The sequence below is a fragment of the Amycolatopsis sp. w19 genome (assembly GCF_051373225.1).
GTDB classification, from domain to species: domain Bacteria; phylum Actinomycetota; class Actinomycetes; order Mycobacteriales; family Pseudonocardiaceae; genus Amycolatopsis; species Amycolatopsis japonica.
Window position 1 is genome coordinate 141,608 of the sequence record NZ_JBPQFM010000014.1, and the last position, 12,692, is coordinate 154,299.

Here is a 12,692-nt window from a genome sequence, read left to right on the forward strand (position 1 = left end):
GCGTTTCGTCCTCTGAATGCGGTACTTGCCACGCGCAAGGATCGCGTTCAGAGGACGAAACGCGGCTAGGAGGAAGAGGTGGGGGCGGCCAGGAGTCCCCGGTCGTAGGCGATCGCGACGGCCTCGGCCCGGCGGCTCGCGCCGAGTTTCGCCATCACGCGCGAGAGGTGGACGCTCACCGTCTTCTCGCTGATGTACAGCTCTTCGCCGACCTGCCGGTTGGTCCGGCCGAGCGCGACGCGCTCCAGCACGTCACGTTCCCGATCGGTCAGCGGGTCGACGACGTCACGACGCGGCGCCACGGCCTCGCCGGGAAGCTCGACGCGTGCCCGGTGACTGAGCTCCCGGACGGCTTCACGCAACGGGCAGGCGCCCAGCCGATCGGCCACCGCGTGCGCGGCCAGCAGCTCCGACGCGGCGAGCGCGGTGTCGCCGTCCGAGGCCAGCAAGGATTTCGCGTGCTGCAGGCGGCACATGGCCTGCTCGTACACCGCGCCGTACCCGAACGCCTCGACCGCCTTCGCCCACAACGCCGGATCCCCCGCGCCGCGCAGGCAGGCGCCGAGCGCCTCCAGCCGGGCGAGCCACGCCAGCGCCTCCGGGCCCAGCGACACCGAACGCGGGATGCCGTGTTCGGCGCAGTGGCGGCCGTGGGCGAGCAGCTTCTCGCCCGCTTCCACCGCGGCCTCGACCGTCGCCAGATCGCCGCGCACCCGGGCTTCGGCGGCCTGGGCGACGGCCGCCGTGAGGCCGTGCACGCTGATCCGGATCCCGCCGAGCACCGCGGGTTCGACCTCTTCGAGCCAGTCGATCAGTTCCCGCGCCTGCCGCACCGCACCCGCGTGGTCTCCTCGCCAGGACGCGAGCTGGATGGCGGCGTCGGCCGACGCGAGCGCGATCGAGTAATCCGCGCTCCAGTGCTGACGGAGGCTCGGCAGGATCTTGTCCGCGTCCGCGAACCGGCCCCGGCCGACGACGAACTGCGCCCAGATCCCCAGGAACCGTCCGGCGACGACACTCGACACACCGCGGCCCGCGCGGCCGGCGTCGTCGTCTTCCGGCCAATCCCCGCTGACGTACCGCAGCGTGAGGTGCTTGGTCCGCAGCTCGATGCCGAACGAGCTCCAGGTCAGCCCGGTCTCCTTGGCCCGCTGGATGCCCTTGGCGTAGTACTTCAGCGCGGACCGGATCTCGGCCCGGTCGTCGTAGCTCAGCCCGAGGAAGTGCAGCGCCCGCAGCTCGCCGTTGAGGGCACCGGAATCCCTGGCCTTCCGCTCGGCCTCGCGCAGCCGCTCCCGCGCCTGCTCGACCTCGCCCGCCGAATCGGCCAGTGTCCCGAGCGAGACCAGCGCCGCCGCCTCCGCCCCGCCCGCGCCGACGGCCCTGGCGTCGGCGACCGCGGCCAGCGCGCACTGCAGCGCCTCGTCGTGCCTGTCGATCAGCCGCAGGATCCCGGCGCGGGTGGCGAGCACCCACGCCCGCGCGGCACTCGCCTCGGTGTGTTCGACCAGCTCCCAGGCCTTGTCGATCGCCTCGAGGACCTCGTCGAGCGTGCCGTCGACCGAAAGCAGCGCCTCCGCGTGCCGTCGCCAGACCTTGGCTGCCCGTTCGTTGCCGGTGTCCGGGCCGAGTGCCTCGGTCGCGGACCGCGAATACGCGACCGCGCGCTCCGGCTCCCCCGACGTGCTCGCGAAATACGACGCCTCGTGCAGGAGGCGGAGCTCGTCGACGTCCGACGGCCGGTCCGCCGCGGGCACGGCGTCCCAAATGGACAGTGCCTGCTCGACGTGCCGCAGCGCGGAACCGGGCGCGCCCAGCTTCTCCGCCTCGTCCATCGCGCGCAGCAACGCGGCCAGCGCGGTGACGAAGTCCTTGCTCTCCAGGCTGTGGTGCGCGAGCCGCGCGTCCTGGCCCCGGCCCTGGGTCCGGTTCCGGATGCGGGCCGCGTACGCCGCGTGCATCCGCACCCGCTCGCCCGGCAGCAGGTCGCCGTAGACCGCTTCCTGCAAAAGCGCGTGGCGGAAGGTGTAGAAACCGTTCTCGATCACCAAAACGTGATGCTGCACGGCCTCGCGCAACGCCTCGTCGAGTTCGAGCTCGTCCAGCCCGGAGATCTCGGTGAGCGCGGCGTGCGCCACCGCGTCCTTCGCGACCGAGACCACGCGCAGCACCCGGCGCGTGATCTGGGAAAGCTGTTCCACCCTGGCGAGGAGCACTTCGGCCAGCCCGGCGGGGAGTTCGCGGCAGTCCTTCGCGGACGCCAGCAGCTCCTCGACGAAGAACGGATTGCCCTCGGACCGGGAGACGATGTCGGCGATCATGTCCTGGCCGATCGGCTCGTCGGCCAAGGCCTCGACGAAGGCGCGCGCGTCCTCGGCGCCGAACGGCTTGACCTCGACGCGTTCGACCGCGCCCAGCCGGACCACCTCGGACAGCAGCGCCCGGAGCGGATGCCGCCGGTGGACGTCCTCCTCGCGATAGCTCGCGACCACCAGCAGCCGCTGGGTGCGCAGCCTCGTCAAGAGGAAGGACAGCAGGTTCCGGGTGGAGCCGTCGGCCCAGTGCAGGTCCTCCAGGAGGATCACCACGGGCCGGCGCTGAGCGATGACGGTCAGCACCCCCAGTACCGCGTCGAACAGCTGGAGCTGGCCGAGGTCCTGCTCGGGACCGAGCCGTTGCGTCGACACCCGTTCGCTCGCGGTGAGCTGACCGTCTTCGATGGCGGGGTAGTCCTCCGCCTGCTGCATCTGCGGGAGCAGCCTGCCCAGCGCCGGCCGGGCCCGGACCGCGGCGGTGACCGCGGGATCGGAGGTCGTCGCCAGCGGTGCCAGCGCCTCGGCGAACGGAAGATAAGGAAGACCGCCCTCATGGACGTCGATACAGCGCCCGGTGAGCACCAGGGCGCCCGCGCCCGCGGCGTACTCGCCGAGCGCGGTCAGCAGGCGGGTCTTGCCGACGCCTGCGTCACCGGAGAGCAGCACCGCGCCGGCCTCGGCCCGTTCTGCACGGGCGAAGGCGGCGCGGAGCTGCCGCATCTCCTGTGTGCGGGCGACGATCGGGATTCCGGAGCCAAGACGGGGCACGAGGTGCATTCTTGCCTACCGGGCCGACAACTTCGCCTGTGTTTTCGCCGAGAGCTTCATCGCACTCGACCTCTACCGGGTGATGTCGCCGCTGCGGGCGGGCATTTGCCGGGCCTCGCGGCGCTCCTGGGCGGGCACCTGGACTTCGGCGCGATGCGCGCGGATCCGCTTGCCCGCGCGGCGGGCCCGCTCGACCCACATGCTGCGGCCCGCTCGCTGCAGCTCCTCCCTCCGGTACTCGACCTCGGCCAGTACGCCGGTGAGGAGGGCGTCGTTCGTGTTCATCTTTTTCCCCTTAGGAAGTCACTGCCTTGTTGGTAGTGACGAGATTCGTCCTGAGGGGTGCCCTGAGGCATCGGGTGATCACCTACACCCGGACGTGATTCGACCCCTTACGCCGGCCCATCCCCTGCTCGGGGGGCGTAAGGGGTCGAGTTCGAGGGTGTCTAGCCGTGATCCGGGCCACTCGTGCGCACCGCGCCGAGCAGCCCGCGCCAAGCCTGCGGCGAGAGGCGGAAGGCACCTCCCTCAGGGTCCTTGGAGTCCCTCAGCGCGGCACCGTCACCGGTGAAGGCGACCTCGACGCAGTCGTTGCCGCCACCGCTGTGGCTGCTCTTGAACCACCGGGCCTGGGAAAGGTCATCGTTGGGCGTCATGCTCCCCACTCCTTACTTGTTTCCAGGGACTTCTCCCGGAAGGGCCGCCTGTTCGGCGAACCTCCCGGCGGCCTCGGCGATCACCTCGACCGAGTCGTCCGGCTTCAACGCGGCGGCGCGGAGATGGTCGAACATCAACGCGTATCGCCGGACGTCCGGGGGTTCCTCCAGGTAGAGCCCGCTGGAGGTGCTGTCGACGTAGACCACGTCGGTGTCGGCCAGTTCGGGGAAGCCCATGATGAGGAACGGACCCTCCATCCCGGGATGGGCACCCGCGCCGAACGGCACGATCTGGACGGTGACGTTCGGCTGCGCGGCCATCGTCACCATCCGGTACAGCTGTTCCGCCATCACCTCGGGCCCGTCGACCACGCGGTGCAGGACCGCTTCGTCCATGACGGCCCAGTACTCCGGGGGCGAAGGATCGGTCAGCAGCTCCTGCCGCGCCATCCTCGCCGCGACCCGGCGCCTGATCTCGGCGTCCTCGGCGTCGGGCCGCATCGCCCTGATCACGGCCTTGGCGTAGCGCTCGGTCTGCAGCAGGCCCGGCACCAGCAGCGCCTGGAACGCGCGCAGCGAACTCGCGTCCGCCTCCAGGCCGACGAAGGTGCCGGTGAACACCTCGTTGTACGCATGCCACCAGCCGCGTTTGCGGGCTTCCCTGGCCAGCTGGACGAGCGCCTCCTGCTCGTCACCGGCGATGCCGTACAGCTCGAGCATGTCGCGCGCGTCGCGCGGGGTGACGCCGACGTGCCCCGTCTCGATACGGCTGACCTTCGACGCCGAGCATTCGAGCTTCTCGCTCACCTCGTCGATGGTGAGGTCGGCCGCCTCGCGCAACCGCCTCAGTTCGCTCGCCAGTCTCCGGCGGCGCACGGTGGGTCCCTGACCCCTCGTCATCACGGCACCTCCACAAGCTGTCCGAGCAACACCGATCGCGACACGGCGAGGAGAACAGTGTTCTCCCAACCCCGCACGAAGGACATCTAACCAGCCCGAGACACATTCGGTGAGATGGTCACACGACCATTTTCACCCACGCGTCGATTTTCATCCTGCAAATTGCAGATTGCCGTTGTAGGTTGAGCATTGTGCAACGCGGTACGCCCGCCCTCGCCGGCGGCAGCGGATCCGCTCGCGGCACGGGCGCGGGGCCGCGAGCTGCACCGATGGGCTTTCGGAAGGATACCCGTCGAAGCCGGATTCACCCCCGGTGCAGGGCCGGAGCCGTCCCCCGATCGGTTCCGGCCCTCCCTTTAATTCGTAATACTCTGGCTCCAGATGTTAATGCGTTTCGCCATTCCCTCTAAAGGGTGGACAAGGCGGCTCTTCGATGCGGAACGTCACCGTTCACACGACTCGGAGAAGTCCTTCCTGCACGACGGTCGCGATATGCGTTCCGTCCTCGGCGAAGAACCGGCCGGTCGCCAGCCCCCGGGCACCCGACGCCGTCGGCGACGCGCTGTCGTAGAGGAACCACTCGTCGGCCCGGAACGGGCGGTGGAACCAGAGCGCGTGGTCGAGGCTCGCGCCGAGCACCTTGTCGAGATCCCAGTAGACGCCGTGGCGCGCGAGGACCGAGTCCAAGAGAGTCATGTCGGAGGCGTAGGTCAGGACGCAGACGTGCAGCAGCTGCTCGTCCGGGAGTTTGCCGTCGGCCCGCATCCAGACCTGATTCCTGGCGGGCCGGTCGCCCGACTTCCTGGTCACCCACGGCGGATCGTTGACGTACCGCAGGTCGATCGGACGCGGCCGGTCGAGATGGCCCATGAAGTACCCCTCGGCCCGTTCCTGCAGCGTCGGGAGTGAATCGGGCGCCGGGACGTCGGGCATGGCCTCGGAGTGCTCGATGCCGCCCTCGTCCTTCTGGAACGAGGCCGACAGGGAGAAGATCGCCTTGCCGTGCTGGATGCCCACGACGCGGCGGGTGGTGAACGAGCGGCCGTCGCGGATGCGGTCGACCTCGTAGACGATCGGGACGCTCGGGTCGCCGCCGCGAATGAAGTACGCGTGCAGCGAGTGGACCTTCCGCTCCTCGGGGACCGTGCGGCCGGCGGCGACCAGCGCCTGCCCCGCGACCTGCCCGCCGAACACCCGCACCGGCGAGTGGGCGGGCGAGACGCCGCGGAAGATGTTCTCTTCGATCTTCTCCAAGTCCAGCAACGCGACCAGCCGGTCGAGCACGGGCTGTCCGCCCACCCCGCCGGCGTTGTCGAAACCGGCCGCGGCTTCCCTGGCCATCTCAGTCATGCCCTGAACTTTAGGCCGTAAGGGTGCTTGGAGCCTCTGTGAGACGGGACGTTTGTCGCGAAGGCCACCTTCGGGGTGCCTGGGACGCTAGGAACGGTCCTTTCCTTGCGAAATTTGCCAGGAAAGGACCGTTCCTAGCGTGCGACGGCGGGCGAAGGGCCCCTTCACCGCATGGCATGTGGCGAAGGGGCCCTTCACCACACGGACGCGGCGGCAGGAGCGACCTCCTCGCCGCCTTCGGGACACCTCGAACGCTATGAAGGACCCTTTCCTTGCAAATTTCGCAAGGAAAGGGTCCTTCATAGCGTTGGTAGGGGCGGCGCGGTCAGGCGTGGTCGTCCTCGCCCAGGCGGTGCACCCGGATGAGGTTGGTCGACCCGACGGTCCCGGGCGGCGAACCGGCCACGATGACCACCAGGTCCCCCTTGGCGTACTTGCCCATTTCGAGCATCGCGTGGTCGACCTGCTGGATCATCTGGTCGGTCGAGCCCACCTTCGGCACGATCCGCGTCGTGGTGCCCCAGGTCATCGCGAGCTGGCTGCGGACGCTCTCCTCCGGCGTGAACGCCAGCAGCGGCAGCCGCGTGTGCAGCCGCGCGAGCCGCCGGACGGTGTCACCGGACTGGGTGAAGGCGACCAGGGCCTTGGCGTTCAGCCGCTCCCCGATGTCACGGGCTGCGTAGGAGATGACGCCGCGCTTGGTGCGCGGGACGTGCGACAGCGGCGGCACGACCGGCGAGTCGGTCTCGACGGCTTCGATGATCCGGCCCATGGTCTTGACCACGTCGATGGCGTAGCGGCCGACACTGGTCTCACCCGAGAGCATGAGCGCGTCCGCGCCGTCGAGTACCGCGTTCGCGACGTCCGAGGCCTCGGCGCGGGTCGGGCGGGAGCTGTTGATCATCGATTCGAGCATCTGCGTCGCGACGATGACCGGCTTCGCGTTCTCGCGGGCGATCTGGATGGTGCGCTTCTGCACCAGCGGGACCTGCTCCAGCGGGAGTTCGACGCCGAGGTCGCCGCGGGCGATCATCACCGCGTCGAAGGCGAGCACGATGGCTTCGAGGTTGTAGACCGCTTCGGGCTTCTCGATCTTCGCGACCACCGGGAGGCGGCCCTTGCCGACGCGGTCCATCACCTGGTGGACCAGGTCGATGTCGGCGGGCGAGCGGACGAACGACAGCGCGATGAAGTCCACACCGAGTTCCAGCGCGAACTCGAGGTCTTCGATGTCCTTTTCGGACAGCGCCGGCACGGAGACGTCCATACCCGGCAGGGAAACGCCCTTGTTGTTGCTGACGGGGCCGCCTTCGGTGACCTCGCAGACGACGTCCGGGCCCTCGACGTGGGTGACCACGAGGCCGACCTTGCCGTCGTCCACGAGGAGACGGTCGCCGGGCTTCGCGTCGTCGGCGAGTCCCTTGTAGGTGGTCGAGACGCGGTCGTGCGTGCCCGCGACGTCCTCGACGGTGATGCGCACGATGTCGCCGTTGTGCCACTCGACCGGCCCGCCCGCGAAGGTGCCGAGACGGATCTTCGGCCCCTGGAGGTCGGCGAGGATGCCCACCGCGCGGCCCGATTCGGCGGCGGCGGTGCGGATGAGGTCGTAGACCTGCTTGTGGTCGCTGTGCGTCCCGTGGCTGAAGTTCATCCTCGCGACGTCCATCCCGGCGTCGACGAGTTGCCGCATCTTCTCCGGCGTAGCGGTCGCGGGGCCCAGGGTACAAACGATCTTCGCGCGTCGGCTCACGTTCGCACAGCGTAGTCCCTCATCGTGGCTACGTCTGTACCGATACCGAAAGTTCAAGAAAAGTGTCAGTTGACCTGGGCGACAAGGAAACCACCGAACCCGGTTCGCCGGTTATCGGCGCGGCTTCTCGCTCGGCCCGACGCGGTCCCGCGCCCATTCGTTGAACGCGCGGACCTGCCGCCACGCTTTCCGCACCCGGTCGAGCGCGCCGCGTTCGTGCAGGACGTCGTCCGGCTCCCAGCCGCGGACCGCGTACACGGAGCGATACTTCAGCAGGTCGATGCGGGGATGGTCCTCGGCGAAGCCACGCGGCTTCGACTTGAGCCTGTCCCCCTTGACCTCCCAGCCCGCCTTCTCCAGCTTCGCGAGGATCTTGGCGAGCTCGGCGCCCCGGAGTTCCGTGTCGACGGCCTTGCGGAAGCGGGCGAGCTGATCGGACTCGAAGTGGAAGCAGCCGCCGCCGACGCGCAGCCCCGCCGGGCCGACCTCGACGTAGTACGCGCCGCCGCCGCGGCCCTGCTCGATCACCGCGCCGCAGTGGGTCTTGTACGGCGTCTTGTCCTTGGCGAACCGGACGTCGCGGTACGGGCGGAAGACCTTGCCCTCGCCGAAGCCGTCGCCGAACTCCGGGACGAGTTCGGCGAGCAGCGCCTCCATCGGCGCGCGGACGTCGGCCTTGTAGGTGGCGAGGTTCGCGTCCCAATAGGACTTGGAGTTATCAGCCTCGAGACCGTCGTAGAAGTCGATGGCGTACTCGCCGAAACCCTCGAAACCCATGGGGTGACCGTAATCCTCACTACCGACGAAAGCGCGTGAAGGGGTCCTTCACGCGCTTCCGTCGGAGAGAGCCTTACTTGGCCAGAGCCGTGATCAGTTCGCCGTCGGTGGTGTCACCCGACAGCTCCCAGAAGAAGGCGCCGCCGAGACCCTGGTCCTTGGCGTAGGTGACCTTGCCGCCGATGGTCGCCGGGGTGTCGTAGCTCCACCAGTCGCTGCCGCATTTGGCGTACGCGGTGCCCGCGACGGTGCCGGTGGGCGGGCAGGTGGTCTTCAGGACCTTGTAGTCCTGGATGCCCGGCTCGGTGCCCGCCGCCGGACCGGTCGCGGTACCGCCCGGGGCCTCCTGGGTGACGCCGGTCCAGCCGCGGCCGTAGAAGCCGATGCCCAGCAGCAGCTTGTTCGCCGGGACACCCTTGGCCTTGAGCTTCTGGATCGCGGCGTCGGAGTGGAAGCCGGCGGTCGGGATACCCGCGTAGTCGGTCAGCGGCGAGTGCGGGGCCGTCGGGCCCTGCGCGGCCCAGGCGCCGAAGTAGTCGTAGGTCATGACGTTGTACCAGTCGAAGTACTGTGCCGCGCCGCCGTAGTCCGCGGCGTCGATCTTGCCGCCGTCGGTGCCGTCCGCGGTGATCGCGGCGGTGACCAGCTTCGAGCCGAACTTCTCCCGCAGGGCCTGCGCGAGGTTCTTGATCGCGGCCGCGCCGCTGGTGTCACAGGAGAGACCGCAGGCGTTCGGGTACTCCCAGTCGATGTCGATGCCGTCGAAGACGCCTGCCCAGCGCGGGTCGTTGACGAGGTTGTAGCAGGACTCCGCGAACTTGGCGGGGTTCTTGGCGGCCTCGCCGAACCCACCGGACCAGGTCCAGCCGCCGAACGACCACAGCACCTTGAGGTTCGGATACTTGGCCTTGAGCTTCTTCAGCTGGTTGAAGTTCCCGCGCAGCGCGCCGGTGTCCCAGCTGTCCGCGACCCCGTCCACACTGCCGGCCGCGTCGTAGAACTTGCTGGTCGCCGCCTCGGCGTCACCGAGCGCGCAGCCACCGTTGGTCACGTTGCCGAACGAGTAGTTGATATGCGTCAGCTTGCTCGCCGAACCCGACGTGTCGATGTTCTTCACATGGTAGTTCCGCTGGTAGACGCCCCATTCGGCGAAGTACCCGAGTACCTTGCCGACCGAGGCCTCAGTGGCTTCCGGTGCGGCTGACGCCCGCTGCGCCGGAGCGGCGACGGCCAGCGCGCCGAGCGCGACGGCCGCGGCACCCACGATCGCGGTGAGCCTGAACGAACGGGACATGCGTTCTCCCTTCACGGTCACCGGCGGTGACGAGAGGACTGCGGCGGGACACGCACAAGCTAAGTGGACTAGACCACTCCGTCAATGGTTCAGACCAAGACTTTCGGATGGACATTTTCGAACATTCCTTGACGGAAATATGCCGCACGGGGCACATTTCCCGGATGATGCAGACTTTCGAGATCCTCGCCGAGCCGCGACGGAGGACCATCCTCGACCTCTTGCGCGGCGGCGAGAAATCGGTCAACGAGCTGGTCGAGGTCCTCGAACTGAGCCAACCGGCCGTATCGAAGCACCTGCGTGTCCTACGCGAGGCCGGTCTGGTCTCCGTCCGCGTCGCCGCCCAGCGCCGGTGCTACCGGCTCCGTCCGGAACCGCTCGCGGAGGTCGACGCCTGGCTCGCGCCGTACCGCCGGTTCTGGGAAGGACGTATCGACGCGCTCGAACGACACCTCGACGACGACAGTCAGTGAATAGGTAACGGATCGAACGTGATGCCGCGGTCGGCCGCGCGCCGCGTCCCCCAGTCGTAGAGCGCCTGGAGTGCGGGGCGTAACCGCTCCCCTTCCTCGCTCAGCCGGTACTCGACATGCGGCACCCGGCCCTCGCGGCTCTCCCGGAGCACGAGGCCGTCCGCCTCCAGCTCGCGCAAATGCTGGGTCAGCATCTTCTCGCTGACACCCGGCATCCGGCGCCGGAGTTCGCCGTACCGGTGCACGCCCTCCTTCAGATGCGCCAGGATCACCGGCTTCCACTTGCCGCCGATGACATCGACCGCGAGCTCGACCGCGCAGTGGTACCGCTTCATCGCCGCTCCCCTTGGCACGCACCGGAAAGTAAGCGGTTGTCCCCGGCGATCCGGGGTGGTTGCCTTGCCGGACCGGAAGATCATCGCCGCTGGGAGGACCTTACGTGACCGAGACGCCGACGTTGTACGAATGGGCCGGCGGGCTGGACGCCCTGCGCAGGCTGACCACCGTCTTCTACGGCCACGTGCTGAAGGACCCGTTGCTGGAGCCGGTCTTCCGCCACATGGATCCCGGCCACCCCGAGCACGTGGCGGTCTGGCTGGCCGAGGTGTTCGGCGGGCCGGAGACCTACAGCGGCGAACACGGCGGGCACCGGCACATGGTCGGACGGCATCTGGGCCGGGCCATCACCGAGGAGCAGCGCCGTCGCTGGGTGAACCTGCTCTTCGACGCCGCCGACGAGGCCGGGCTCCCGGCCGATCCCGAATTCCGCTCCGTCTTCGCCGCGTATGTCGAATGGGGCAGCAGGCTCGCGGTGATGTTCTCGCAACCGGGTCGCGAGGTCACCGTTCCCGAGCCCATGCCGAAGTGGGACTGGGGCAACCGGCCGCCCTGGCAGCCGCCGTCGGACTGAAGGCGTTCATAGTGGGGCGGTCGTGAAAGGAGGCCGCCGTGATCCGGGTGGACGGCCGGACCCTGCGCTGTGCGGACGTCGTGACCGCCGCGAGCACCGAGGGCCCACTGGGCATCGACGTTTCGATCGCCGCGCTGCGCGGCGCGGAAAGCGCGTGGAAGCTCGCCGAAGAACTGAGCACCCGCAGGATCGTCTACGGCCGCACCACCGGCGTCGGCGCCAACAAGGAGGATCCGGTCGGCGAGGGCGAGTCGCCGGATCACGGGCTGCGGCTGCTGCGCAGTCACGCGGGCGGCAGCGGCGACGTCATGTCCCCCGGCCAGACCAGGGCGATGATGCTCATCCGGCTCAACCAGCTGCTGGCCGGGCGCGCCGGGCTCAGCCCCGTGCTGATCGGGGCGCTCGCCGACGCGGTGCGGACCGGGGCGCTGCCGCTCGTGCACCGGCTCGGCGCGATCGGCACCGGTGACCTCGCGCCGCTCGCGGAGACCGCGCTCGCCCTCACCGGCGAACGGCCGTGGCTGACCGGCGGGGTGCCCCCGGTGCCGGTCCAGGCGGGTGACGCGCTCGCGTTCATGAGCAGCAACGCCGCGACGCTGGCCGAGGCGACCCTCGCGGCGATGCGGCTCGACACGCTGACGCGGGCGAGTCACGTCGTCGCGGCGCTGACCTACATCGCGCTCGACGGGAACCCGGAGGCGTACGCGACCCCCGTGCACGAGGCGCGTCCGCACGCCGGGCAGGTCGCGTGCGCCGCGGAGATGCGGCGGCTGCTCGGGATGGAGGGCACGCCCAAACCGGGCAGGCGGATCCAGGACCCGTTCGGGCTCCGCGCGTTCCCGCAGGTGCAGGGGCCCGCGCTGGACGCGATCCACTACCTGCGCGACGTCCTCGCGGTGGAGATCAACGCCAGCACCGAGAACCCGATGATCTCGACGGTGCACCAGGACGCCTATCACCACGCGCATTTCCACACCGCGTACGTCTCGACCGCGCTCGACCAGGTGCGCGCGACCGTCCACCAGGTCGCCGAGCTGTCGGTGGCCCGGCTCGGTGACCTGGTGGAACCGGAGTTCACCGGGTTGCGGCCGTTCCTGGCGGCCGGGCCGTCGGGCAGTTCGGGCGTGATGATCCTGGAGTACGTCGCGCACGACGCGCTCACCGAACTGCGGCAGGCCGCGCTGCCGGCGACGCTGGGCACGGCCGTCGTCTCACGCGGGATCGAGGACCACGCGAGCTTCTCGACCCAGGCCGCGCGGGCGGCGACCGCGGCCGGGTCGGCGTATCAGCAGGTGCTGGCGTGTGAACTGGTCGCGGCCGTCCGGGCGTTGCGGATGCGCAAGGCAGACCTCGTCTCCCTGCCCGCGCGCGACGCCTACGAGACCGCCGCGGCCGTGCTCGACCCGAGCGTCGAGGACCGGCCGCTCACCGACGACATCGCCCGCGCCGTGTCCCTTTTGGACACCTTCGCCCGCATCTGACTCCGCGCGTTTCGTCCT

At 69.4% G+C, this 12,692-nt stretch carries 12 protein-coding genes; 3 read left to right on the forward strand and 9 right to left on the reverse strand.

What is annotated here, in order from left to right:
• Positions 1-65: 65 nt before the first annotated feature.
• The 8 genes from ACSMFO_RS25845 to ACSMFO_RS25880 all read right to left on the reverse strand — a co-directional run bounded on the left by ACSMFO_RS25845 (position 66) and on the right by ACSMFO_RS25880 (position 9,810).
• Positions 66-3,092, reverse strand: coding sequence for a helix-turn-helix transcriptional regulator (locus ACSMFO_RS25845; RefSeq protein ID WP_038516127.1), 3,027 nt, complete (start codon positions 3,090-3,092; stop codon positions 66-68).
• Positions 3,093-3,155: 63 nt separating this feature from the next.
• The gene (locus ACSMFO_RS25850; RefSeq protein WP_395862945.1) at positions 3,156-3,368 is read right to left on the reverse strand and encodes a hypothetical protein; all 213 of its coding nucleotides are present in this window, start codon (positions 3,366-3,368) and stop codon (positions 3,156-3,158) included.
• A gap of 161 nt (positions 3,369-3,529) precedes the next feature.
• The gene (locus tag ACSMFO_RS25855) at positions 3,530-3,739 is read right to left on the reverse strand and encodes a DUF397 domain-containing protein (RefSeq protein WP_037343401.1); all 210 of its coding nucleotides are present in this window, start codon (positions 3,737-3,739) and stop codon (positions 3,530-3,532) included.
• A 12-nt stretch (positions 3,740-3,751) separates the two neighbouring features.
• Positions 3,752-4,639, reverse strand: coding sequence for a helix-turn-helix domain-containing protein (locus ACSMFO_RS25860; protein WP_436460809.1), 888 nt, complete (start codon positions 4,637-4,639; stop codon positions 3,752-3,754).
• 450 nt (positions 4,640-5,089) lie between these two features.
• Complete coding sequence (tesB, locus tag ACSMFO_RS25865) at positions 5,090-5,989, reverse strand: acyl-CoA thioesterase II (RefSeq protein WP_038516136.1); 900 nt, start codon at positions 5,987-5,989, stop codon at positions 5,090-5,092.
• Between the two features lie 325 nt (positions 5,990-6,314).
• Positions 6,315-7,739, reverse strand: a complete 1,425-nt coding sequence (pyk, locus tag ACSMFO_RS25870) for a pyruvate kinase (protein WP_073846805.1) — start codon at positions 7,737-7,739, stop codon at positions 6,315-6,317.
• Positions 7,740-7,850: 111 nt separating this feature from the next.
• Positions 7,851-8,516, reverse strand: a complete 666-nt coding sequence (locus ACSMFO_RS25875; protein WP_005166098.1) for a DUF2461 domain-containing protein — start codon at positions 8,514-8,516, stop codon at positions 7,851-7,853.
• A 73-nt stretch (positions 8,517-8,589) separates the two neighbouring features.
• Positions 8,590-9,810 carry a glycoside hydrolase family 18 protein gene (locus tag ACSMFO_RS25880; RefSeq protein ID WP_436460810.1) on the reverse strand — a complete coding sequence of 407 codons (1,221 nt, stop codon included), beginning with the start codon at positions 9,808-9,810 and terminating at the stop codon, positions 8,590-8,592.
• Between the two features lie 164 nt (positions 9,811-9,974).
• Here ACSMFO_RS25880 and ACSMFO_RS25885 point away from each other — a divergent pair, with 164 nt between their 5' ends.
• Positions 9,975-10,283 (forward strand): ArsR/SmtB family transcription factor, encoded by a 309-nt coding sequence (locus ACSMFO_RS25885; protein ID WP_073846804.1) that lies wholly within the window; start codon positions 9,975-9,977, stop codon positions 10,281-10,283.
• On the opposite strand, the gene ACSMFO_RS25890 is transcribed toward ACSMFO_RS25885, so the two are convergent.
• Entirely contained in the window at positions 10,277-10,618 is a 342-nt protein-coding gene (locus ACSMFO_RS25890) for a winged helix-turn-helix transcriptional regulator (RefSeq protein WP_436460811.1), read from the reverse strand. The genes ACSMFO_RS25885 and ACSMFO_RS25890 overlap by 7 nt on opposite strands.
• Before the next feature lie 104 nt (positions 10,619-10,722).
• On the opposite strand from ACSMFO_RS25890, the gene ACSMFO_RS25895 reads away from it, so the two are divergent.
• On the forward strand, positions 10,723-11,193 hold the full coding sequence (locus ACSMFO_RS25895) for a group II truncated hemoglobin (RefSeq protein ID WP_436460812.1): 471 nt from the start codon (positions 10,723-10,725) through the stop codon (positions 11,191-11,193).
• A gap of 38 nt (positions 11,194-11,231) precedes the next feature.
• Positions 11,232-12,674, forward strand: coding sequence for an aromatic amino acid ammonia-lyase (locus tag ACSMFO_RS25900; protein ID WP_038516151.1), 1,443 nt, complete (start codon positions 11,232-11,234; stop codon positions 12,672-12,674).
• The last annotated feature ends 18 nt before the right edge of the window (positions 12,675-12,692 follow it).

Bases quoted from the DNA above. Each gene is read 5' to 3' on its own strand.
- ACSMFO_RS25860 (WP_436460809.1), bottom strand. From the start codon at position 4,639: ATGACGAGGGGTCAGGGACCCACCGTGCGCCGCCGGAGACTGGCGAGC.
- ACSMFO_RS25855 (WP_037343401.1), bottom strand. From the start codon at position 3,739: ATGACGCCCAACGATGACCTTTCCCAGGCCCGGTGGTTCAAGAGCAGC.
- ACSMFO_RS25885 (WP_073846804.1), top strand. From the start codon at position 9,975: ATGATGCAGACTTTCGAGATCCTCGCCGAGCCGCGACGGAGGACCATC.
- tesB (WP_038516136.1), bottom strand. From the start codon at position 5,989: ATGACTGAGATGGCCAGGGAAGCCGCGGCCGGTTTCGACAACGCCGGC.
- ACSMFO_RS25850 (WP_395862945.1), bottom strand. From the start codon at position 3,368: ATGAACACGAACGACGCCCTCCTCACCGGCGTACTGGCCGAGGTCGAG.
- ACSMFO_RS25875 (WP_005166098.1), bottom strand. From the start codon at position 8,516: ATGGGTTTCGAGGGTTTCGGCGAGTACGCCATCGACTTCTACGACGGT.
- ACSMFO_RS25890 (WP_436460811.1), bottom strand. From the start codon at position 10,618: ATGAAGCGGTACCACTGCGCGGTCGAGCTCGCGGTCGATGTCATCGGC.
- ACSMFO_RS25845 (WP_038516127.1), bottom strand. From the start codon at position 3,092: ATGCACCTCGTGCCCCGTCTTGGCTCCGGAATCCCGATCGTCGCCCGC.
- ACSMFO_RS25880 (WP_436460810.1), bottom strand. From the start codon at position 9,810: ATGTCCCGTTCGTTCAGGCTCACCGCGATCGTGGGTGCCGCGGCCGTC.